This is a genomic window from Streptomyces sp. NPDC004561 (assembly GCF_053602155.1).
Genome location: NZ_JBSGDB010000025.1, coordinates 1 through 22191, shown reverse-complemented (window position 1 = coordinate 22191; position 22191 = coordinate 1). Strand labels below are relative to the sequence as shown.

Below are 22191 nucleotides of genomic sequence, written 5' to 3'. Positions count from 1 at the left end.
TCAGGTCAGCGTGCAGCCGAGCCAGCACTGGCACCCATCCGGGCAGACGGTGCTGCGCGGGAAGCTGCCGGCCGCTCTCGCTGGTCTGGTCGTTCATATACGCAAGGTCTACTGCCTGTTGAGGGCCACCGTCTCGTCCGGCACCGGCGGTGACTGCGCGCCCGGCCCGCGCCCGGCGATGCGCATGGCGACGCACGCCCCCAGGTACAGCAGGGCGACGACCAGCAGCAGTGCCTGATAGCCCGTCACCAGCGCCAGATATTCCAGCGTGCCCCCGGTCAGCGCGCCCAGCAGATTCGCGCCGAACGCGGACGTCGGGTCCGCGGCGAGCGCGAGGCGGTCCGAGAAGATGAGGTTGGCGCAGAAGATGGGGGCGAAGGCCAGGGCGATGGCGGCGGCGAGCCGTCCGGCGAAGGGCAGCGAGAGTACGGCATGCGCCGGGACGAGCCAGGCTGCCGCGAGGGTGCCGAAGAGCAAAAGCTGCAGCGGCAGCTGGTTGACCCGCCGCAGCCGGCGCCGGACCTCGACCGCCGCGAGGACGGCGAGCAGGACGCCGATGAAGACCAGGGCGTTGACCAGCCAGGTCGTACCGAAGTAGAGCGCGAAGCCGATCACGTTCTTCGTTTCGAGCAGCATGAAGGCCGCGCCCATCAGGAACATGTCGGTGTAGCGGACCGTGCTTCGGATCCGGAGCCCGGTCAGGCGCACCGCCAGAAGCGTCACCACCAAAATCGCGCCCAGTGCGCCCAGGTAGAGCGTGGGAATGTCCCGGTGGAGCAGATACGGAAACGGGTGGTCATCGCTCGCGGCCGCCGGGACCGCGCCGCCGGGCTGCCAGATCCGCTCGCACGACTGGTCGGCGGCAGTCATCCCAGCCACCAGCACGGCCGCGTTCTTGCCGAACGTCGTCATACAGGGAGCGTGGCCGTAGACGCCATCGAGGGAGCCGGCGAAGCGGTCGACCAGCCAGCTCGTCCGGAAGTAGTTGTACATGGCGAACGCGCCGTGGGGAGCCAGGTGATCGCGGGCGGCCTCGAACGCCTGCTGGGTGAACAGGTAGCTCTCCAGGCGCAGGTTGCTCGCCCCGGCCACCAGCGTCAGCGAGTCCGGCAGCGCCAGGACGACGAGGTCGTACTTGGCGTTCGTCCGCTCCAGGAAAGCCCGTCCGTCGTTGATGTGGACGTGCACCCGGGGGTCGTCGTACGGCTTCGCGGGGTGCAGTTGTGCGCCGATCTGCTGCAGCCGGGGGTCGATCTCGACGGCGTCCACGCGCTGCGCTCCGTGCTTCAGCGCGACCGCGACGTCGTTGCCGTTGCCGGCCCCGATGACCAGCACGCGCTTGTGCGGGTTGCCGGGTGTCCGGTCGTACGGCTGCCGGTAGGGCGAGTTTTTCTGCATCAGCACCGGGAGCGGCGCGATGCTCTGGTGGGGGACGCCGTTGGCGGAGATGCGGTATCCCCCGGTGGTGGACGTCACAGGCGTGAGCTGGATCTTGTAGTAGGGCGACCAGGAGATGCCGGCCGTCGTCGTCTCCACGAACAGCGCCGCGACCATCGCCACCAGAGGGATGCCGTAGCGCAGGGTGTTGCGCCGTCCGCCGAGGATCAGCAGGGCCGCGGCGGCGAGTACGCCCCATACGACCGAGGGAGCGCGGAGCCAGGACAACAGGGCGAAGGACGCCGAGCCGGTGATGCTGCCGAGCAGGTCGTAGCGGTAGGCGTCGAGCGAGGGAAGCCGGCGAAAGAGATCAGCGGTGATCTTGCCGATGGCGGCCATGATCACCGCGGTGAGCAGGAAGATGGCCGGCAGCGTCACCCACTCGGGGAAGCCGGTGGTCTTCACAGCGGTGAAGTAGATGACCTGGCCGCTGCTCTGACGCACCTGCACGGGAAACTCGCGTACCAGGACGACAAGAAGCGCGAGCGGCACCGGTGCCCAGCGTGTGAGCCGCTGCCCGCGCGCGGCGGGGATCAGGAACCCGATGCCGATGCCCAGGAATGACCCCAGCAGGATGAAGTTCGAAAAGTAGCTGAGGTGGACGACGTTGGCGCCCGCCCACCTGATCAGCGCCAGCTCGACGAAGAGCATGGTGGCGCTGGCCAGCAGAAGCCTCCAGCGCACCCAGCGGTCGGTCTGTCTGGTTCCGATCAGCTTCACACGCAATTACGCTGCCATCGTCGCCGCAGTGAGTCGAGACGACTTGCCGATTTTTATGACGATATCACCTTATTCAGAGAGGTCTTGCGGACCCCGAGCCTCGACAAAGTGACGTGATGTCCGGCGATGCGAGCCCGAGTGGCGCGAGGAGTCAGGCAACCGCGGGCGCCGTTGCCGGTGCACAGTTGCACTCGCCGTCGGCGAAGGTCATATCCCTGATGACCTGGCAGGCTTCGATCTGTCGATGTCCGCGGAGTAGCTCGGCCCTGCAACTCTCGCTCATCTCGCCCTGCCGGCACCCGCGTCCTCCACCACGGCCGACGGCTACACCCTCACCCTCAGCGGCGCTCTGAAAGCGGGCACGGCCAGCCCGCTGAGCGTCACGGTCCACAAGGACGGCAAGCCGGTCGCCGACCTCCAGCCCTACCTCGACACCTACGCCCACTCACCGCCTTCCACCAGGGCGACGAGGCGTTCGCCCACCTCCACCCACAGGCCAAGGTCAACGGCGACCACGGCGGCCCCACTCTGGATTTCATGACTGCCCTGCCCGCCTCCGGCAACTGGCGGCTGTTTCTGCAGTTCCAGACCGCGGGCACCCTCCACACCGCCGCTGTCACCCTGCACGTCAGCTGAGCAGGCCGTTCACCTGGTACTTGACGAGGAGGCGGCGCTGGTTGCGAGGGTCCTCATGAACGCCTTCTCGCCGTCAGATGGTGATGACGTTCACCGCCAGTGAGACGAGGGTGGCGAGGGCTCGGGTCTGGGCGTAGCGGCGTGGGTCCGCCGGGAGGCGGACGTCGGCGTACAGGCTGAGGAAGACGTAGGTGAGAACGGGTGCGGCCCAGTCGTTGGCGGAGAAGCCCGGCAGGCCGTCCTTGTTCAGCGGCGTCATGTTCGCGGACATCCGCCACAGGTACACCGAGGCCGCGGACAACACCGCGACCGCGGCCATGTCGGCCCATGCCGACCGGGGAAGCCGCCAGACTGCCACGGCGAGCGCGAGGACGCCGGTGATGGCGGCGGTCAGTCCGATATGGGCGGTGCTGAAGGTTTCGGACGACGAGGCGACGGCGAGGAGCATGGCATTTCCTGAATGAGCTCGTCCGGATGCTGCGTGACTCGTGCGGATGGACGCTCCCCACAAGTCAGGTCCGTAACCATGGATCGGGCTCTTCTACACGGACGGGCTCGTCGAGAGCCGGCACCGCCCCATCGACGCCGGTATGGCCAGACTCCGCCACCACTCCCTCCTCGCGGTGGCTGGAGAGCCGACGGTTTCGCCCGTATGGCGGCTCTGGTCTTCAGGCCCGCTCTGTATTCAGCGCACCACGATGCAGCGACGAGGCCGGCTTCGTTGCCCGGCGGCATCGTCCAAGGCAGGTCGGCGGAGACGTTGGCACGGCCGGCTCTGCGGGGAGGGCGGGGTCTTATGCGTCGGGTCGGTCCGGGCGGTGTAGTGCCTCGCGGGTGTCTCATGTGGGGTCTTGCACGGGGGCTTGCTCCTCTAGCGAGCCGTGGGCGGCTCGTTCTGGGGCGGCGGGGCTGTTGGCGCTTTGTGGTGGTGGCGGCGGGCTGTGGTCGTCGGGGGCGCCGGCTCCGGCCGGTGGTAGGCGCAGGGCGAGCAGGGCGGTGTCGTCTCCGTGAGGGGTGAGGCGTCGCAGGAGCTGATCGCAGAAGTCGTCGATGGTTCGGGCGTGTGGTTGGCGGGCGCCCGGTTCTCGGCCTACGGGATGACGTCTCACGCACGCCGCCGCACTCGGCGTGAGGCGTGATGCAACCGGTCCCGCACACAGGCCGCCGCGCAGTGCGCTTTAGCCGTTATCCGGGTCGTATGGCTCGGGCACACAGTCGAACGACGGCTCGTTGGCCGGACGCCCGGTAGGGGGCGCGGGGTGCGCTGCCGGTCGTCGACCGCCGTACCGATCCGCACCAGCCGCAAGGACTGAGGTTGATCCCCCTACGCGCAGGTCACGTACCGGGGGTTCCGGCCCCGGATGGTCCATCCGGACACGCGCCCACCGGATCTTGCGGTCAGAGTGGGCAGCATGACGGAAGCCAGCGAGCGAAACCGTAGTGCGGCGCGTGCACCTGCACGTCGGCACGTGGTCCGCGGCGCCAAGGACGCGGCCGAGTGTGCCGCCGAGGGGCTGGCCCAGCTCGTGTCCCACCGTCTGGAGGGGGTCTCTGCGGTGTGCCGCAGCGAGGACGACGGCTGGATCGTCGACGTCGACGTCCTGGAGCTGGCCCGCATCCCGGACACCACCAGCCTGCTAGCCACCTACCAGGTCGAACTCGACGCGGATGGAGAGCTGCTGCAGTACCGGCGGATCGCCCGCTACCGGCGTGGTGCCCAGGACCAGTGACCGGCCCGTCGGGTCGGCCCCGGAAGGAGCGCGCATGGTCACCTACGACGACGGGGTCGTTTACGTTCCCCGCGCCGGAACCCTGTACGACGTCCTCGAACTCATCCTCGACCGCGGCATGGTGATCGACGTCTTCGTGCGCGTTTCGCTGGTGGGCATCGAGATCTTGAAAGTGGATGCCCGGATTGTGGTCGCAAGCGTCGATACCTACCTGCGCTTCGCCGAGGCGTGCAACCGTCTCGACCTGGAGTACGACGCACGCTCCAAGACCGTGCCCGAACTGTTCGGCGGATCGGCGGCGAGAACCGTGGCCAAGACAGGCGCCAAGCGGACCGCCCGCTCCCTGACCTCGAAGGTCCGCGACATGCTCAACCCGGAGACCGACACAGAGGAAGCCGAGGAGCCGGAGGAGGAGGCCGCCGAGCGTCCGCGTAGTCGAAGCCGGCGCGAGCCGGAGCCGCCGCGCCGTCGCCCGGCCGCCGAACGCAGCAGCTCCGCCGGCCGCCGCCGCGATGAGGAGGACCGCCCCCGTCCCCGCACACGCCGCCCCACCGGAGAGGAATGAACGTGACCGGCACTGCCAACACCCTCGGCCCCCTGTACGTCTACGGCATCACCCCTGCCGATTTCCGGCCCCCACGTGCCTGCGGAGTGGGCGGCGCCGCCGTGCGGCTGCTGGCTGAATCGGGGCTGTGTGCGGCGGTCTCCCCGGCGCCCGAGCAGATCCGTGCGCGCCGCCGGGACCTGCTGGCCCATCAGAGTGTGCTAGGCGAGCTCCTTGCTCAGGGCCCTGTGCTGCCCATGAGGTTCGCCGTTGTCAGTCCCGACCAGGACACGCTGCTCACGCAGTTGCGCACCGACAGCCACGGGCTGGCGCAACAGCTCGAGGTGGTTCGGGGCTGCGTGGAGATGAACGTCAAGGGCACGCTGGTGCCCGACTGCTTCAGCGATCTCGTGCGCCGTGACGAGAAGCTGCGGGTCCTGGCCCAACGCACACGGCGCAGACCGGACTACGAGGCGAATGTGCGTCTGGGTGAGGCACTGGCCAAGGCCGTCCGACACGAGGCGCGGCGGGCGACGCACGAGGTCCTCGCCGGTCTGACTCCGTTGGCGGTGCGTGTGGTCGAAGGACCGGTCGACGACGAACAGGTGCTGAGCACGTCGTTCCTGCTGCGCGCCGAAGACGAGGAACTCTTCCGGCAGACGCTGGCCGCGCAGGCCCGCGACCTCGGGGACCGGCTCGCGCTCAGTGTGACCGGGCCCCTGCCGTGCTACAGCTTCGTCGAGACGCGTCCCGCCACGGCCGGTCGGTGACGCGATGGGACTGGTGACCGGGCTTCTGCTGCTGCCCTTCGCCCCTGTGCGCGGCACCCTGTGGGTCGCCGATCACCTGCTCCAGGAGGCCCAGCGTCAGGTGTGCGACCCGCGCGTAGTGCAGGCGCGGCTGTCCGCACTGAACCGGGCTCTGGACGAGGGCGCCATCGACGAGGCGACGTTCGAGAAGGAGGAGGAGCGGCTGCTCGACCTCCTCGACAGCCCCGTGCGCCGCCTGGACGGCACCCCGGCGGCGAAGAGCGGGGCGCGGCCCGGGGGGAGGCGGGCATGAACGGGTACAGGGCGGCCATGGCGGCGGCCGTGGTGAGCGGCTACGTCATGGGCCGCAGGAAGAAGGCCGGGCTGGCTCTCGCGCTCGGCACCTACCTCGTGGGACGGCACCTCGGCGTCGTCCCTGGCCGGCTGCTGCCCCAGGCGTTCGGAGCGTTGCAGTCGCCACAGGCGCAGGATCTCGCGGACCAGCTGCGCAGCGAGCTGCTGACCGCCTCGCATGCGGTCGTCTCGGCCGCGGACCGCAGGCTGGCGGACATCGCCGACGCGCTGCGAGACCGTGCCGACGCGCTCACTGGCGTGGGTGGGCCGGACCGCCGTACGTACGGCCGTGAGGACGAGCGGTACGAGGACGACTACGAATCCGACGATGACGACGGCTACGGCGACGGTCATGAAGAACAGGATTCCTACGACGAGGAAGCCTACGAGAAGGACGGTTACGAGGAGGACCGGCAGGAAGGTGATGAAGACGAATACGACGAGTGGGACGACGCATACGACGATGGCTACGACGACGAGCGAGTCGACGCGCACCAGCCAGGACCCGGCGACGACGGCCGCGATGTCTGTGTCGAGGACGAGTCGGCCGGCGCAGCTGACCGCGATCCCGTACCCCGGCGCCGCTGATCTCCCTGGGAGTGTCTCGTGACCGACGTTGCCCCCTGGAACGCGAACCCTGATCCCCAGGCATACCCGCCGCTCGCCGGCAGCCTCGCAGACCTGCTCGAACGCGTCCTGGACAAAGGCATCGTGATCGCGGGCGATATCAAGATCGACCTGCTCGACATCGAACTGCTCACCATCCGGCTGCGTCTGTTCATCGCCTCGGTCGACACCGCCAGGAAAGCGGGCATCGACTGGTGGGAAACCGACCCGGCACTGTCTTCACGCGCCGCCCGTGAAGAACTGGCCGAGGAGAACACACGCCTGCGCGCGGAGCTGGCCGCCGTACGGGACACCGTCGCTGCGGCGGACGAAGCGGAGGGCGCCCGATGAACGCAATCCCACCGCACTGCGCCCCCGATGGCCCGGGCCCGCTCGGGCAGACCCTCACCTACGTGTTCGCCGTGACCGGCACCCCCTTGCCCGCCGATCTGCCGGCAGCGACGACTGGCCATGAGGAGGGCGGCCCCTTGCGCGTGATGCAGGCCGGAACCCTGTGGCTGCTCGCCCAGGACGTGCCCGCATCGGCCTTCACCGAGACAGCGCTCGCCGAGCGGCTGAGCCGGCCCGAGGAACTGGAGCGCTGCGCCCGAGCGCACCACCGCGGTGTCCAGACGGCCGCCCGGCAGGGCCCCGTCGTGCCGCTGCCCATGGCCACCCTGTATCGCAGCGATGCCAATGCGGTGCAGGCCGTCACCGCCCGAGCAACGGCGCTCGGCGCCCTGCTCGACCGGCTCCGCGATCGCACGGAATGGGCCGTGAAGGTGCACCCCGCCCAACCTGACACGGCGCCGGACGGCCCGCCGTCCGCCGGCGAGGGAGGTCCGGTGGGAGGACGGGCCTATCTGAACAGGGCCAGCACACGGCGCCGTATCCGAGAGCAGACCCACGAGCAGGCTCTGGCCGAGGCGATGGAGGTGGACTCCGAGTTGCGGCGGCACGCGGTCGCCGCCACCAGACACCGGCCACAGAGCGAACAACTGTCCGGAAAAGCCACGCCGCAACTGCTGAACGCGGCCTATCTGGTCGACAACACAGAACGAAGGGACTTCGCCCGCGTCCTGGCCCAGGCTGCCGCGGCCGGCCGCTACCCGCAGGTGGAGATCACCGCGTCGGGGCCCTGGATCCCGTACTCCTTCGCACGGCTGGTCCAGGACTGGGCCAGCGCGACACCGGAGGTGCGCGCATGAGCGTGCCGATCACCCCGCGACCCGACCGCTCACCGGTGCCCTGGGATCAACCGGAACCGTGCGCGCCGATCGGGGTGCCCCTCGTCGACCTACTGGACCGGGTGCTGGCCACCGGAGTGGTGATCAGCGGCGACCTGGTCCTGGCCGTCGCCGACGTGCCGCTCGTGCGGATCTCGCTGCACGCCCTGCTGGCGTCGGTAAGCGACCGTGTCCCCGCGCCGTGGTCGGACAGCGGGCCGCTGTGACCGCCTCACGCTCCCACGCCCTGGACCTCGATCCGGAACGGGTCGCAGGCGACCTGGCCGTGCTGGTCCTGACGGTCGTCGAGCTCCTGCGCCAGCTGATGGAGCGCCAGGCGGTACGCAGATTCGACGAGGGCGCACTGACCGCCGAACAGGAAGACCGTCTCGGCACCGCTCTCATGCTGCTCGACCAGCGGATGGACGAACTGTGCGCGCAGCACGGGCTAAGCCGCAGCGACCTCAACCTCGATCTGGGTCCGCTGGGCCACCTCCTCGCCGACCCCTAGCCATGACGTCACCGGCGCCGGAACCCGCAGGTGCCTGCTTCATCTCAACCACACCGCGCGCTGGGCGAGACGCTGCAGGACGCTCGAGCGCCAGCCGGTCCCGCACCACCAGCTGGCTCCCTGGCGATGTGAACGATCACGCCTGTCTCACGTGAGCTGATCCCGACCTGTGTGCGCGAACGAATTGGCTGGACGCAGCGAGGGCTGCAGTCCGGCGCCGCGGCAGCTGTGCGCCTGCCACCTCACTGACGCTTAGCCCCAAGGCACTTGAGACAGCCGTAAGAGGATCCCAGGCGGGCAGCCGTCGTGACGCACGCGTACTCCGAGCAGCCCGCCAGCGCCGCGGTGGTCGTGGTGCGGGACTGCGGAACGCTCCGCGCTCAGCCAGCCCTCGATGACTTCGATGCGAAGCGGACGGAGCGGGCGCGACCACTCGCCATGACCGGCAGGGCGCGCAGGGGGCGACGTCGTCCAGCCAGACATCACCCAGGCCGCGAGGAATGCCGCACCGCGCCCAGCCAATAGGCACCAGTCAGCTCCACGACAACCACGTCGGCTGCCCGGTCGTTCACCGTACTCGCGCCCGGATCAACGACGAACGTGCCAGGCAGCCACCGCCGCGAGCGAACTCGTCACCCCTTCGGTGGAAGACCGGTCCGGTCATCACGGGGTGGTGTGGTGGGTGGTGAGTACGTCGTCGGCAGGGAGCATCCGGCTGGTCAGGGCGCGGGCGATGTCGGTGAGTCGTCGTCCTGTGCGGTTGGCGTAGGCGCGCAGGGCGGTGCGTGCCTGGGCGAGGGTGAGGTCGCCGTGCTCGGCGAGCATGCCGGTGGCGATGTCCACGCTCGCCTTGGCGGCCACCGTGGCCTGGACGCTGGTGCTGATGTCGCTGGGGCGCAGGGGATCAGGGACCCAGCTGACAAGTGCGATGGCGGTGACGTCGGCGAGCGCCTGGGCGAGGTTCAGGTCGAGGTCGGGCAGACCGCCGGGCGTATGGAGGAGCAGGTTGACCGCGCCGATGGTCTGGTGGCCGGCGCGCAGCGGCAGTGCGTGCGCGGCCCGGTAGCCGCGCTGCCGGGCGAAGGGGGCCACCTGTGGCCAGCGGTCGGTGCGGGCCTCGAGGTTCGGGTGCGTTGACGCGACGGCCTTCGCGGTAGCAGTCCAGGCAGGGCCCTTCGTCGGTCTGCAGCTGGAAGAGTTCGAAGAAGGCCGCCTGGTCGTCGGTGACGGCCATGACCCGCAGATGGCCGCGGTCGGTGGCCATCATGATGCCCACGTCGTCGGCGCCGGTGATCTCGACGCAAGCGTCGCAAGCCGGTCCAGCATCAGCACCGGGTCTGCGTCGTCGGCGAGGCAGTCGGCCAGCCCGACGAGTGCGTCGGCGAGCTGCTGTTCGCGGTTCATCACCGTTCACCGTCCTGTTCCGTGTCATCGCCGCCGCGGCGCTTGTGGTGGCCGTCCGGCTCCGGCCGGAAGCGAAGCCTGCGGGCGGTGACGTCCCGGGCTACCTGGTCGACGGTGCGGCCCTCGGCGAAGGCCCGGGCCCGCAGCCGGTCCAGTGCCTGCTCGGAATCCACGCGCAGCTGCACCATGATCATGCCGACGGCTTGGTAGACCTCGGTGTGGTCGGCCTCCGCAGCATCCATCCACGACACTACGCCGCCCTCGCCCGCCCGTTGATGCTCGTCGGCGGTATGCAGGTTGAGCAGCGTGAACGTCATCGCGTCCCGCACCCACAGGGCTGTGCGCAGGTCCCGGTCGGCCAGTGCCCCGGCCACCTCGCGATACAGATCCAGGGTGCCGATGGCCGAGGCGCCGACGCCCAGCGGCAGGGAGAAGACCGCTTTGACGCCCAGTTCGACCGCCTGGTGGGCGAAGACGGGCCAGCGGCGGGCGTCCGGCCCCTGGGTGAGGTCCACGGCCAGCACGGGCGCGGCCCGGTCAAGGGCGCTCTGGCAGGGGCCGGCGCCCAGGGTGTACTGGACTTCGGCAAGACGGGCCGCGGTCTGATCGCTCGCGCACCAGGTGGGCCGCACGCCCGGTCCTCCGGAGATCGACACCGACGCGCCGCTGACCGGCAGCAACCGCGTGCACGCCCGGCACATCTGCGTAGGAGCCGCCTGTGGATCGGTTCCTTCGGCAGCCGACGCCAGGGCCTGGATCAGGTGCAACCGCTCCTCTTCCTCGGGCAGCCCGCCGCCGTGGAACGGTTGCTAAGAACCACCCGGAGGCGTTGCCATCCACCTCGCCTCCTCGTGACGTCCCACTGCCATGATCCACCAATGTCGCGACACCGAGTTCCCACGATCCTGCGGATGAGCGCCGCAGACCTCGACTGCCGCTAAGGCGCCCGCCGGGTGGCGCTGTCGTGCCGAGCGCTCCAGAGCATCCAGCACGACGTGCGCGCTGGCGGTGAAGGCGGTGAGAGCGAGGGTGCGATGCGGGGAAGCCGTGATCACTGGCCAGACAGACCCTGGTCCGCCGGCCCGCCGTGCGCCTGCACCGCCGTTGCCAAGTGACCGGCAAGAGGTCCAGGCAGCGGTCGGCCCTGCGTGGTCTGCAGGAGGGCATCGGCGATGAGGTGCAATTTCGTGTTGCTGTGCTGGGAGGCGGTCACCAGCACCTCCCAGGACTGCTGGGCGGTCAGCTGGAACGATGCCATGAGCATGCCCCGAGCCAGGTCGATCGTCGCCCGCGTCTGCAGCGCCCTATGCAGCTGGGCGTTCTCGACTGCAAGACCATCGCTGGACGCTTCACCTCTCTCTGCCGCCCCGGGACCCACCACCTGTGAGGCAGTGGTCGGCGACTCTTCCGGGTCGGCAGACCCTGCTGTGAAGAGTGCCCGGGTACCGGTGAGGGTCAGCAGGCGTTCCACCGCAGGGCTGGTGGCGCGCAGAACGAAGCTCTTGGCACTCGCGCGGGCGCGGTGGCGCACGCTCAGCAGGACGTTGAGCGCGGCACAGTCGCAGAACTCGACGCCTGCGAGATCCAGTTCCAGACCCCTGTGCGCGTGATCGAGTGCGTCTCCCAAGGCCTGCCGCAGCAGCTGGTCGCACTCCAGCCCGAGCTCACCAGTGACCGTCACCACGAGCCCGTCGCCGATCATGTCGACACTCAAGGCCACCGGTGCCGACGACTGCTCGAACGAGGCGCCGCAATCAGGGCAAGGCGGGGGAAGGACCGCGTGCTGGGACATCTCAAGCTCCCGTACATGCCACCTTCTCGAACACTCCCAGTGTCACTCCCACTCAGTTTTCATGTCAACAGATACATGAAAAGAAATGCGTCCTTTTGAATACGTGAACCAGGAACCGTATCGTGGGATGCATGGAGCGAGCGCCGGAGCCACACGCGGGTTGGACCTTCCTGACCAATCACTCACGAGTGCTGGCCGCCATCGCCGAGGACCACACCACACGCATCCGCGACATCGCCGCGCGCTGCCGGCTCACCGAGCGGGCCGTGCAGAAGATCATCGCCGACCTGGAAGAGGGCGGATACCTCACCCACGTCCGGGAAGGCCGATCGAACGTCTACCACGTCGCCCCCGACACTCCCCTGCGCCATCCCGCGGACGCCCCGGCCACGGTCGCGCAACTGCTGGCGATCCTGGACCGCCACGAATCCCGGAACCCCGCGGCTGCGACCCCCGACGACCACACCCCGGACCCGTAAGAAACGGGACAAGCCGACATGCCCATGCAGCAGCAGCGATCACGCGGCAACTCGCGACGCCGCGCTCACAGTGCGCGCGGTCGATGACCGGGGGACGGTTCTGTGCCTGTCCGGAGCTCTCGACACCCCCGACGCTGCCGCCCTCGCCGACACCCTGAACGAGCATTCGGGCGCCGCCGCGCATCAGCGGCCTGTCCTCGACATGACCGACCTGGATGCCGCACCGTTGGAGTCCCTGGATGTGCGTGGCGCGTCATCTGCACGACTGGGGTTCGGCGCGCAGTGCGTGTCGTTACTGTTCGTGGACATCGTCGGGCGCCAGGGAGTGCGGGTCAGCGAGGAGGCGCCGCCCAGCAGGGCCGCCGCGCCAGATCAGATCCCTTCGGCCGGCAGCGTCTACGACGAGGTCCTGCGTTCCCAAAAGCTGGACGGCGGTAAGCGCGGGCAGCGGGTGCTCGCGCCGGTCACCAACCGCGGCGAAACCATCGTGAGCTGAGCTGTTTCTGCCCCACGCGGAAGGCCGCCACGCACAGGTGTACCCCCAGCGGGTTGCTGCTGTGTCGACTGCGGATATTGCGACAAAAGGCGAGGCGAACGTGTGTAGATGATTCAGCCACTGCCGCCTTCGCCGGGAGACCCCTCGTGATCCACGACTCGCTGGACCGGCCAGAACAACGTCCTACTCAGTCCCGGCCCCGGAGATCAGAACTACACCGGGCCGCAGACCGCCGACCAAGCCGACGACGCGCTCTGGACGTGCGCGAATGAGTCCAAGGCAGCAGCCACCTGCTGACGACGGCGCCACGAGCAGCACTCAAGCACCGTCCGCCGGAGCGGGCGGCTCGCACACCGGCACGGGAAGAGCAGCTCGGGACAGCCGGTGGTTCCGCATCGGCTTCTGGCTCGGCCTCGGCGCCACGATGGCCTGGCTGGCTGTGCACACCGTGCTCCAGGTCAGCCAGCTCCTGACGCTGCTCCTTCTCGCCCTGTTCGTCGCGATCGGTCTGGAGCCGGTGGTGGCCTGGCTGACCCGGCACCGCCTGCGGCGCGGCTGGGCGGTGGCGGTCGTGGTCGCCGCACTGTTGCTCTTCCTTGCCGGGTTCGCGGCCATCGTCGAGCCCCCAGTGACCAAGGAGGTGACCGCACTGATCAAAGCGGCTCCCACCTGGCTGCAGGAGCTGCACGATCACCACTCCGCCCTGGGACGCCTGGAGGACCGCTACCACGTCGTCTCCAGAGTCAAGCAAACGCTCAGCTCCCAGGGCGCGTCCGGCATTGCGGGCGGGCTGCTCGGAGCCGGAAAGACGGTTCTGAGCGCGCTGACCTCGCTGGTCATCGTCGTCATCGTGACGCTCTACCTGATGGCGGGACTTCCCGCGATCAAACGCTTCTGTCTCCGCTTCATCGCGGCCAGCAAGCGCGACCACGCTCAAGAGATCACCGATGAGATCCTCAACCGGACCGGCCGGTTCCTCCTGGGCAACCTCGCCACCTCAGCCATCGCCGGACTCGCCACCTTCGCATGGTGCTGGGGCGTCGGCGTGCCCTACCCCGCTGCCCTGGGCATCTTCGTAGCCCTGATGGACCTCATCCCCATCCTCGGTTCCACCATCGCGGGCGTCATCGTCAGCCTGGTCGCCCTATCCGTCTCGCTGCTCATCGCCGGCCTCACCGCCGCCTTCTACACCGTCTTCCGCCTAGCCGAGGACTACCTGATCACCCCCAAGGCAATGAAATACGCCGTCGACGTCCACCCCATCGTCACCATCGTCGGCGTCCTGATCGGCGGCGCACTGCTTGGCATCATCGGCGCCCTGGTCGCCATTCCCATCGCAGTCGCGATCGGCATCATCCTCGATGAATACGTCTTCACCCACACCGACGCATCCTGACCAGCAGCAGTTGTGCCGGACACCCGCGGAAACCGATGGACTGGCCGTTGAAAAGGTTGTCCCGGGCAACGAGGCATCCCCTATGGGCACGGCAGCCTGCCGGGGCCCCGGCAGAACTGGCGGCGAAAGCGTGGAGCGACCTGGCCAGCAGCCCAGGGGCGACGGCATGGGCGGCCAAGGCCACAAAGATCTCGTTTGGGCGTTCGCTCACCGCTGTGTCGAAGTCCCGGGCCCGCAGGTCTCTTGTGGCGTCCAGCCTGTCGTCGTCCTGGTCCACCAGGGCAGCACGAACAGCCGACGCGCGGCAACGTTTGTGTGGACCGGGGTCAGTCGGCTGATGTGCGCAACACCGTCTCTGCCAGGCGGCTACGCCACTCCTCTACGGTCTCCTGCTGTCGTCGGGCACGCTCCAGCATCCGGTCGAGCTGGGCTGAATCCAGTCGCTCTTCGGTCGCACTGAGCTGGCGCAGGGTCTGCCAGCCAGCTGCCTTGCCCTCCACTCCCAGCCGCAAGGCCTCCAGTTCCAGCACCGTGCTCAGCGGCGAGCGGTTCACCAGGCGGCCGTTGCTTTTCAGCCGTCCCAGCTTCTCGCCGGCCCAGCCTGCGCAGACCTTGTAGTGACGTACCGGAATATTCAGATCCCGCATGATGCCCAGCAGCGTCGTCCTGTCCTGCGCGATTTCCGCGGCGACAGGCCCGAGCGCCCGGCCCAGAGCGGACCCGCGGGCGTTGCGCACCAGGTAGGCAGCTCGCTGGGTGCCCGCCGTAGCGCCGGCAAGGTGGTCATTGAGGTAGATGCCAAGCAACTTCACGTCAGTGCGGTGCGCGGGGATGCCACCTCGAGCCGCACCCGAGATCGCTGGTGGATTCATCCGAAGTCTCCTTGGGCGAGCAGGATGATCGGGCCGGGCAGTCCGCCTCGGCCCGGGTCAAGCCAGAGGACCGAGGCGTGGCGCCAGCCTCATCTGCATGGGAATGCCGGACGGTCTCACGGGCCGTCCGCGGTCACTCGAATCGTGTGCAGCGCTGGGTCGGCGACGTCGGGAAGGTTCATGCCGGCGGTATGTCCGCTCGCTAGGTAGCGCAGCACGGGTTCGGTGAGGCGCTCGCCGGGCAGGACCGCGGGGATGCCGGGCGGGTAAGGGGTGATCATTTCGGCTGCGATCCGGCCCGCCGCCTTGGTCAGGGGCACGTCCTCGGCGGGCCCGAAGAATGCATCGCGTGGCAGCAGCGCCTGTTCCATGCGGAGCTCTGCGGGTTCGGGGACGTCGACTTTCGGCCCGGTCGGCAGTTCCTGTGCCGCGTGCACCAGGTCCTCGAGCGCCGCCAGCAGCTGCCGGGCGGTGTCGTGGTCGTCGCCGTGGGTGATCTGTGCGCCGATGCGCCGGTGGTCGGTCAGGTGGGCGTCGATGCTGCGGTGTTGGCGTAGCCAGTCGGCCGCCTGATAGCCGGTGATGCCGAGCTCGGAGATGTCGATGACGACCGGCAGCGGATCGAAGTCGTCCGCGAGACCTGAGCCGCAGAAGTCGGCTCGGTCGTTGACGTGCAGCCCGTCCATGTCCTCGATCCGGGAGCGGGTTTCGGCTGCCAGCTGGAGCGCTCCTTCCATGAGCTTGTGGCCGTGCAGGGCCATCTGCCGTCGCCAGCCGTCCAGCCCGGCATAGATCAGCACGGAAGGGCTGGTCGTGCCCAGAAGGTCGGAGCGCATCTTCAGCAGCTGCGGCGCTACGAGGTCGCCCTGCAGGTGGAAGACGGAACCCTGCTCCAGGCCGCTTCCCATCTTGTGGATGCTGGTCACGCAGATGTCGGCGCCGGCGTCCATCGCCCACGCCGGCAGATCGGGATGGAAGGGCAGATGAGCACCCCAGGCCTCGTCCACGATGAGGGGCACACCGCGCCGGTGGCAGAGCTCGGCCACCGCACGCAGGTCAGCGCAGGCGCCGTACGGGGTGGGGCTGGTGACCAGGGCCCCCTTGGCGTCCGGATGCGCGCGGAAAGCGTCCTCGAACCCCTGCGCCGACGGCGGATGGGCGATGGCCCGCTCCGTGTCCCAGCGCGGCTCGACCCAGACCGGCTCAATACCGGAGAGGACCAGCCCCGAGGCGACCGACTTGTGGGCGTCCCGCCCGATCAGCAGCTTCTCATGGGGGCCCGCCACCGCCAGCATCGCGGCCTTCACCGACAGCGAGCTGCCGCACGTGGTGAAGAACGTGTGTTCGGCATGCACGGCGTCCGCCATCAGTTCCTCGGCGCGCTCCAGCACCCGGCCCCGCGTCAGCCGGTCATCCAGCCCGCCGGAAGCGAGCACATCACCGAGGAAGACCGCATCGCCCAGGACCTCCCGCACGGCGGGATCCGCCCCACGCGCTTGCTTGTGGCCGGGAGGCGTGAACGCGAGATGGTGCGCCTGCCGATAGTCAACGAGCGCTTGCAGAATCGGTGCTTCAGTGTGATCGATGGCCATACCGGCACGGGTTCCCGCCTCACCGCCCCTCACCCCGCACGCTCACCAAGGAGACGCGCCTTCGGCGTACCAGGTCGCACCGGACGCAAACCCTGCTGCTCTTCAGGCCCCGCAGCCAACACCTCGCCGGTGAGAGTGACGCGGGCGCCGGGCATAGCCAGTGGTACGGCTTTCCCGCCCAGCTCGCCATGCACCAGCACAGGCGGGTGCTGCTGCGCTCACGCAGGGCACCGACATGACGAACGCCGTCGTGGAGATCCGGGCGGCCGCGCTCACGCAGCTGCCAGCAGCCACCGGCCTCGACGGGGAGCTAATCGTGTGGGAGGACGACCAGCTGGCGTTCGAGCGGCTGCAGCAACGCCTCGCCCGGCGGGATTGCGACCGCGGCGGTCAGACGCGGCCTACCAGCCCAGCCGGTCGAAGCCATCGTCGGCGCGGCCACCGGACCGCTCACCGGGCCCAAGACGCTGCTGAGCCGCTACGACGCCACGGGCCGGCTGCTCTACACCGGGCGGCACCACCACGCTGCCCGTAGCCCTCGGACGCACCCTGGCCGACCGGGCTCTCCTGCCCGGACCTGAGCGGCAGCGCCAAAGCGCCCGCAGTTCCACAGGCACCGCAATTGTCTTTCAGCTGGCCGACGGCTCGGGCAGCCGCACACAAGCGGCCGTGCCGTTGCTGCCCTTGGGCACAGGCAGGGACGGCTCGGACCAGCCCGCCTCGGTGGCGAGATAGGCGCGTGCCGTTTTGAGCGCCTGGGTGATCTCGCGTGTACCGGTCGAGATACAAAGGGTGTAGTGGTCATATCGCCGGTCGGCCGTCGGTCCGCTGGGCGAGGGCTTCGTCGCGGACGCGGGCGCAGCTGCGGTTGATCAGCCGGGAGACGTGCATCTGGGAGATGCCGAGCTTGTCGGCGATGCGGCTCTGGGTCATGTCCTCGAAGAACCGCATGTAGAGGATGGCCCGCTCCCGTTCGGGCAGGCGGCGCAGTCCTTTCTTGGCGGCCTCGCGGTCGACCACGACGTCGTAGGAGGTGTCCGTCGCGCCGAGCGTGTCGGCGAGGCTGTAGCCGTCGTCGCCGGTGGACAGCTCGGCGTCCAGCGAGAGGGTGCTGAAGCTCTCCAGCGCCTCCATGCCCGCGGCGACCTCGTCCTCGGTGAGGCCGGTGTGGGCGGCGACGGCGGCGACGGAGGGCTCGGGGCTGCCCGGGTTCTGGGTCAGTTCACGGCGGGCCACGCGCACGCGGTTGCGCAGCTCCTGCACCCGGCGCGGCACCCGCAGGGCCCACATGCGGTCCCGGAAGTGCCGCTTGACCTCGCCGGTGATGGTCGGCACGGCGTAGCTCTCGAACGCGCCGCGCGACGGAGCGAACCGGTCGACGGCCTTCACCAGCCCCAGCGCCGCCACCTGACGCAGATCCTCGACGGACCCGCCGCGATCGCGGAACCGGGAAGCGATCCGGTGCGCCATGGGCAGCCAGGCGTTCACGAGTTCGTCGCGTACGGCGTCCCGCTCGGGACCGTCGTCCAGGTGCGCCAGCCGGGCGAAGAGCTCCGCGGTGTCGGGGGCGTCGTCGTGCGGCCGCCGCGCGGGGGCGGCGGCGGGGGCGGCGGGCGTGCCGGGACGGCTTGTCGACATGTCGGTCAGCATGCGGATTCGCTCCTGAACGTGGTTTCAGGGCACGCACGGCCCGAAAACGGGTTCCGGGTCATGCCCGAACGGTGCTGTCAGGGTGCCCCGCAGGAATGCGTTACCGAGCCCGCCAGGAGGGGGCCCAGCCAGATCCCGCTGGGCGCGCACCTCCGGTCCGAAGCACGAAACACCGCCTGCCCGCCGGTTTCACCCGCAAACCGGCCACCCAGTGAACGCACCGGCTCGGCCGCTCCCGCCTCTGCGCGCCTCCGGGGCTGTCCCCTCGATGCCGACGGGGATTCGAGCCAGCAGGAAGACGCACAGCGGCCGGCTCACCACTGCCGCAACGCCCGAACCCTCTCGCAGCTGAAAGTGCCACAACGAGCAGCACCAGAAAACGCCATGGACATCCGCGCACGACCACTTGAGTTGATCGGCACGGGGCGCGGGCACAGGACGCTGGTGGGGCTGATCCTGCCGCGCCTGGCGGACTGGGCCGTCATCGATCTGATCACCGATCGCGACGAGGTCTGGCGCACCATGGTGGTCCAGGCCGACGGCGAGACCCTGATGACTCATGAGGATCTCCAGGGGCCGATGCCTCCCGTCCCGGAGGAGTCCCCGCTGCCGCTGTCGAGGGCCTTGCGGGGTGTCGCCTCCGCTCTGGCCAGCCCGGACACCTACCGGGGCACCCCGGACTCCGGCATCGCGCTCGAGCAACGCCGCTTGTTCGAGACCACCGGAATCCACTCCGCGGCCATCGCCCCCCCTGCGCAGCACCCGCGACGTCCTGGGAGCCCTCACCCTTGGCCGCGCCGGCAAGCCCCGCAACTTCACCGTCGCCGACCTGCCCCTGCTCGAGGACATCGCCCGCCGAGCAGCCGTAGCCCTGGACAATGCCCGCCTCTACCAACGCCAGCGCAAAATCGCCGAGACCATGCAGAACCACCTGCTGCCCCAGATGCCGCACGTACCCGGCCTGCAGCTAACCGTCCGCTACCTGCCCGCCCCCGACGCCTCCCAGGTCGGCGGCGACTGGTACGACGCCTTCACCCTGCCCGACGGCGCCACCGCTCTGGCCATCGGCGACGTCGTCGGCCACGACCTCGAAGCCGCCGCCGGCATGGCCCAGCTACGCAACATGCTCCGCGCCTACGCCTGGTCCCAGCAGCAACCCCCCAGCCAGATCGTCGAACGACTCGACGAAGCGACCAGGTCCATCACCGACGTCACCATGGCCACCCTCGTACTCGCCCGGGTCACCCGAACCAGTGACAGCGACTGGCACCTGTCCTGGACCAACGCCGGCCACCCACCACCCCTCCTCATCACCCGCGACGGACTGGCCCACTACCTCACCGACGGCCACGGCCTCCTGCTCGGCACTGGCGTCCACGCGCCCCGCCTCGACGCCACCGTCTTCCTGCCTCCCGGCTCCACCCTGCTCCTGTACACCGACGGCCTCGTGGAAAAACCCGGCCACACCCTGGACGATGGCCTCCACCGACTCCGGCAACACGCCGCCGCTCTCGCCCACCGCCCCCTGCCCTCCTTCACCGACCAACTCCTGCACCGGGTCCACCCACCCGGACACGACGACGTCGCCCTCCTCGCCCTCCGCATCCCCACACCCGAGCGTCCCCGCTGAGCGCTAGCAGGCCGCCCCCTCAGCGCCGGGGATGCCCTGCGGTTCCGGCTGCCGGCAGGCAAACCCTCTGTCAGACCTATCGTTCATCCAGTCGCCGAGGGTGCGTCCATTGGAGCGCCCCCTACGCGCACAGCCTGCCCGACGGTGCCGGTACACCCGAGCCGGCCGTTTCGGCACGCCGAGGCAGTGCCCCGACCGAGAAGGGCTGAGCGGTGCACGTCACTGCTGCCTCGTGTCCCGAGTCAGGGAAGGCAGCTCGCCGGGCGCGGTCCAGCACTCCGGCCCGCCGCCCTGACGTGGCCATACCTCCGGACCACCGCCGTGCCATTCAATGAAGCCGGACTCGACGACGTCCAGCTCATCCCCGCCCGCCAGCCCTGCCTGTCTCAGGAAAAGCGTCAGCTCGTGCAAGGAATACGCTGTGCCCAGAACCTCGTCGCCAAGGCATACACGGCGCCCTCCGCAGCCTTGGGGGGGCTTCCACGCGCGCGGAACGCTGGGCCATGTCCTCAGCGTCTCACTGGCACGAGTCCGGCCGCACGTCCAGCAGGGCACCGTGGTAATGGATGAAACCCGATGCGAGGCGAGGCGGCCGCGGCAGCCCGGCATGGACCGGCGTCCGCCAAGAGTTCCTCGGCACGCTCCAGCACCCGGCCCAGCGAGGTGGCGTCCAGGCGCCCTCAGCTGGGCCGCTCGGGCGCCGTCTACCCGAAGTTGGCGGAAGGCGTGTCGTAGAGCAGGCGAGCGAGGTCGAAAGTGGCGGGGTTCGTCTCGGCGGCCAGGAGCAGCGAGCTGAGCGGCTGCGGGCAGGCCCGTGACGCTCGTGCGGCGGCGCGGGCCGTCGGGCGGGCCGGGGGCGAACAGGAGGTGCAGGCCGGCGACGTCCATGAAGCACCTGTGGCTGAGGTCCCACAGCAGGTGGCTCGGGGACATCGACTTCGACACCCTGCCCCCGCTGCGCGTCACGGCCGACGCGCACCCGGCCCACGTGATGTTCCGTGAAGCTGACGCCACCAGGGACAACGCTGGGCGAATCAGCCGAAGCGATGCCGTCTCTGCTCGGGTCTCGCCGGAGGCAGCCTTCTCCCTTCACGACACGACATCAGCCACTCGCAGCGCTCGTGCCTTGCAATGGGCGGCGTCACCAGCACTCGGTTATGGGCTGATGTGACGACGCGGATCTCGTAGACGGACCGGGCGGAAAGATCAGGCCCGCGCCGGGGAGAATTGCGGTGAGGCTTACGGGAGTCGCTCCGCGCGGATCACGATCAGCTCCTCCATCGCGTCTACGGGCGTCAAAAGGCCTCGTTCGCACAGCCAGTTCCGGCGGGACCGAACTATGGGACCGAAGGCGTCACGGCAGCCCTGAGTCCGCGAGCTTCGAGCTGGGCCAGCGAGCGGTCGGTGCCGCTGAGCGCGGAGAGCACCATAAGCAGGGTACCTCCAGGCTTCAGTAGGGTCGGGGCTTGCCGGCAGATACGGTCAAGGATAAGGCGGCCGTCGTCTCCTGCGTCCCAGGCCCTGGCCTTGCCGTGCGGTCCTTTACGGGTCGTCGGTGCCGGTACGTAGGGCGGGTTGGCCACGATGAGATCGTAGGCGTGATCGCGTACGGGGTTGAAGAGCTCGCCTCGCCGGACGGTCACGGGAAGGCGCATCCGCCAAGCGTTGAGGCGAGCGGTCAGCACTGCACGCCGGCAGACGTCGACGGCCCATACATCGGCTTTGCGGCGGGCAGCATCCAAAGCGAGGGCACCGCTGCCGGTGCCTATGTCCAGCACCCGTGCACCGGCAGCAACATGGGTTTCACCTGCCCTATCTCGTTGGCCCAGAGGCACGGCCTGACCGCTCGTTTCATGGACGCCTGGGAACGGCGCCCGCACGGCCAGTCGAAGATCCGGGTCACGCACGCGGTGGCGGTGTAACGGCCTTACCTTGCGGCGCTCCGGGTGAAGCTGCTGGTGAGATGCCAGTAAGAGCATTCACCGACGGCCCCTGGGCTCTGCCGCCGGCAGCGGTCGGCCAGGCACACTGGCGGCGCCGACCGCCCCGGAGGAACCCCGCCCATGGACAGCACACGACAGCGGCTCACCATCCTGCACCCCCGTCGCAGCCTGGGCACGGTGTTCGCGCTCTCGTTCGCCTGCGTCACCGCTGCCACCACTCTCCTCGGCGGCTTCCTCACCTACAACGCGGCGGCGCAGATGGTCCGGGTCGACCAGGACGACGTCTTCCACGGCGTCGTGGGCGACCTCCGTCAGCAGGTCGCCCAGCGTCATCTGTCGCCGTCGGACTACTTCAGTGTCAGCCCCGACAGCGACAGCCCCCGCGACGACCTCTCACGCCGCATACGCACCGACGTCCAGGTGC

General features: G+C 69.3%; 22 protein-coding genes and 4 pseudogenes. 15 read left to right on the top strand and 11 right to left on the bottom strand.

Annotated elements, in window-relative coordinates:
* Nucleotides 1–108: 108 nt before the first annotated feature.
* Nucleotides 109–2157 carry a spermidine synthase gene (locus tag ACWEN3_RS05810; RefSeq protein ID WP_452966119.1) on the bottom strand — a complete coding sequence of 683 codons (2049 nt, stop codon included), beginning with the start codon at nt 2155–2157 and terminating at the stop codon, nt 109–111.
* A gap of 709 nt (nt 2158–2866) precedes the next feature.
* Nucleotides 2867–3241 (bottom strand): hypothetical protein, encoded by a 375-nt coding sequence (locus tag ACWEN3_RS05805; protein WP_452966117.1) that lies wholly within the window; start codon nt 3239–3241, stop codon nt 2867–2869.
* 964 nt (nt 3242–4205) lie between these two features.
* On the opposite strand from ACWEN3_RS05805, the gene ACWEN3_RS05800 reads away from it, so the two are divergent.
* Genes ACWEN3_RS05800 through ACWEN3_RS05760 form a run of 9 tightly spaced genes read left to right on the top strand, consistent with a single transcriptional unit; the run spans nt 4206 to nt 8513 of the window.
* Nucleotides 4206–4523 carry a gas vesicle protein GvpO gene (locus tag ACWEN3_RS05800; RefSeq protein ID WP_452966114.1) on the top strand — a complete coding sequence of 106 codons (318 nt, stop codon included), beginning with the start codon at nt 4206–4208 and terminating at the stop codon, nt 4521–4523.
* Nucleotides 4524–4557: 34 nt separating this feature from the next.
* Nucleotides 4558–5088, top strand: coding sequence for a gas vesicle protein GvpJ (gene gvpJ / locus ACWEN3_RS05795; RefSeq protein WP_452966112.1), 531 nt, complete (start codon nt 4558–4560; stop codon nt 5086–5088).
* Nucleotides 5085–5837 carry a GvpL/GvpF family gas vesicle protein gene (locus tag ACWEN3_RS05790; protein WP_452966109.1) on the top strand — a complete coding sequence of 251 codons (753 nt, stop codon included), beginning with the start codon at nt 5085–5087 and terminating at the stop codon, nt 5835–5837. Before gvpJ ends, ACWEN3_RS05790 begins: the two co-directional genes overlap by 4 nt.
* Nucleotides 5838–5841: 4 nt before the next feature.
* Nucleotides 5842–6129, top strand: coding sequence for a gas vesicle protein GvpG (locus tag ACWEN3_RS05785; protein WP_452966107.1), 288 nt, complete (start codon nt 5842–5844; stop codon nt 6127–6129).
* Nucleotides 6126–6758, top strand: coding sequence for a hypothetical protein (locus ACWEN3_RS05780; RefSeq protein WP_452966105.1), 633 nt, complete (start codon nt 6126–6128; stop codon nt 6756–6758). Before ACWEN3_RS05785 ends, ACWEN3_RS05780 begins: the two co-directional genes overlap by 4 nt.
* An 18-nt stretch (nt 6759–6776) precedes the next feature.
* A complete protein-coding gene (locus ACWEN3_RS05775) occupies nt 6777–7127 on the top strand; it encodes a gas vesicle protein (protein WP_452966102.1) in 351 nt (116 codons plus the stop codon).
* A complete protein-coding gene (locus ACWEN3_RS05770) occupies nt 7124–7984 on the top strand; it encodes a GvpL/GvpF family gas vesicle protein (protein WP_452966099.1) in 861 nt (286 codons plus the stop codon). Before ACWEN3_RS05775 ends, ACWEN3_RS05770 begins: the two co-directional genes overlap by 4 nt.
* Nucleotides 7981–8229 carry a gas vesicle protein gene (locus tag ACWEN3_RS05765; protein ID WP_452966097.1) on the top strand — a complete coding sequence of 83 codons (249 nt, stop codon included), beginning with the start codon at nt 7981–7983 and terminating at the stop codon, nt 8227–8229. Before ACWEN3_RS05770 ends, ACWEN3_RS05765 begins: the two co-directional genes overlap by 4 nt.
* Nucleotides 8226–8513: a gas vesicle protein K gene (locus ACWEN3_RS05760; protein WP_452966095.1), complete on the top strand. Its 288-nt coding sequence runs from the start codon at nt 8226–8228 to the stop codon at nt 8511–8513. The genes ACWEN3_RS05765 and ACWEN3_RS05760 overlap by 4 nt, the downstream gene beginning before the upstream one ends.
* Nucleotides 8514–9176: 663 nt before the next feature.
* Here ACWEN3_RS05760 and ACWEN3_RS05755 read toward each other — a convergent pair.
* From ACWEN3_RS05755 to ACWEN3_RS05740, 4 genes are all read right to left on the bottom strand, one after another.
* Complete coding sequence (locus ACWEN3_RS05755; protein WP_452966159.1) at nt 9177–9758, bottom strand: GAF and ANTAR domain-containing protein; 582 nt, start codon at nt 9756–9758, stop codon at nt 9177–9179.
* Between the two features lie 18 nt (nt 9759–9776).
* On the bottom strand, nt 9777–9917 hold the full coding sequence (locus ACWEN3_RS05750; protein WP_452966092.1) for a hypothetical protein: 141 nt from the start codon (nt 9915–9917) through the stop codon (nt 9777–9779).
* Nucleotides 9917–10549, bottom strand: coding sequence for a GAF and ANTAR domain-containing protein (locus ACWEN3_RS05745; protein WP_452966090.1), 633 nt, complete (start codon nt 10547–10549; stop codon nt 9917–9919). The genes ACWEN3_RS05750 and ACWEN3_RS05745 overlap by 1 nt, the downstream gene beginning before the upstream one ends.
* 419 nt (nt 10550–10968) lie before the next feature.
* On the bottom strand, nt 10969–11709 hold the full coding sequence (locus tag ACWEN3_RS05740) for an anti-sigma factor antagonist (protein WP_452966087.1): 741 nt from the start codon (nt 11707–11709) through the stop codon (nt 10969–10971).
* 131 nt (nt 11710–11840) lie between these two features.
* On the opposite strand from ACWEN3_RS05740, the gene ACWEN3_RS05735 reads away from it, so the two are divergent.
* From ACWEN3_RS05735 to ACWEN3_RS05725, 3 genes are all read left to right on the top strand, one after another.
* Nucleotides 11841–12188 (top strand): helix-turn-helix transcriptional regulator, encoded by a 348-nt coding sequence (locus ACWEN3_RS05735; protein ID WP_452966086.1) that lies wholly within the window; start codon nt 11841–11843, stop codon nt 12186–12188.
* Nucleotides 12189–12258: 70 nt separating this feature from the next.
* Nucleotides 12259–12684, top strand: coding sequence for a hypothetical protein (locus tag ACWEN3_RS05730; RefSeq protein ID WP_452966083.1), 426 nt, complete (start codon nt 12259–12261; stop codon nt 12682–12684).
* Between the two features lie 268 nt (nt 12685–12952).
* The gene (locus ACWEN3_RS05725) at nt 12953–14080 is read left to right on the top strand and encodes an AI-2E family transporter (protein ID WP_452966081.1); all 1128 of its coding nucleotides are present in this window, start codon (nt 12953–12955) and stop codon (nt 14078–14080) included.
* Nucleotides 14081–14406: 326 nt separating this feature from the next.
* On the opposite strand, the gene ACWEN3_RS05720 is transcribed toward ACWEN3_RS05725, so the two are convergent.
* The 4 genes from ACWEN3_RS05720 to ACWEN3_RS05705 form a co-directional block, all read right to left on the bottom strand.
* The gene (locus tag ACWEN3_RS05720) at nt 14407–14952 is read right to left on the bottom strand and encodes a hypothetical protein (RefSeq protein ID WP_452966078.1); all 546 of its coding nucleotides are present in this window, start codon (nt 14950–14952) and stop codon (nt 14407–14409) included.
* 116 nt (nt 14953–15068) lie between these two features.
* Nucleotides 15069–16544, bottom strand: coding sequence for an aminotransferase class I/II-fold pyridoxal phosphate-dependent enzyme (locus ACWEN3_RS05715; RefSeq protein ID WP_452966075.1), 1476 nt, complete (start codon nt 16542–16544; stop codon nt 15069–15071).
* Between the two features lie 629 nt (nt 16545–17173).
* The gene (locus ACWEN3_RS05710; protein ID WP_452966157.1) at nt 17174–17329 is read right to left on the bottom strand and encodes a hypothetical protein; all 156 of its coding nucleotides are present in this window, start codon (nt 17327–17329) and stop codon (nt 17174–17176) included.
* 16 nt (nt 17330–17345) lie between these two features.
* Nucleotides 17346–18194: a SigB/SigF/SigG family RNA polymerase sigma factor gene (locus ACWEN3_RS05705; RefSeq protein WP_452966072.1), complete on the bottom strand. Its 849-nt coding sequence runs from the start codon at nt 18192–18194 to the stop codon at nt 17346–17348.
* A gap of 435 nt (nt 18195–18629) precedes the next feature.
* Between ACWEN3_RS05705 and ACWEN3_RS05700 the strand changes: the two are divergent.
* Nucleotides 18630–19824 (top strand): annotated as a pseudogene (locus ACWEN3_RS05700) (PP2C family protein-serine/threonine phosphatase); the annotation flags it as partial.
* A 1239-nt stretch (nt 19825–21063) separates the two neighbouring features.
* On the opposite strand, the pseudogene ACWEN3_RS05695 reads toward ACWEN3_RS05700, so the two are convergent.
* Nucleotides 21064–21659 (bottom strand): annotated as a pseudogene (locus ACWEN3_RS05695) (HemK2/MTQ2 family protein methyltransferase).
* On the opposite strand from ACWEN3_RS05695, the pseudogene ACWEN3_RS05690 reads away from it, so the two are divergent.
* Nucleotides 21639–21746: pseudogene (locus ACWEN3_RS05690) on the top strand (methyltransferase); the annotation flags it as partial. The pseudogenes ACWEN3_RS05695 and ACWEN3_RS05690 sit on opposite strands and share 21 nt — an antisense overlap.
* A gap of 141 nt (nt 21747–21887) precedes the next feature.
* A pseudogene (locus tag ACWEN3_RS05685) lies at nt 21888–22191 on the top strand (sensor histidine kinase); the annotation flags it as partial.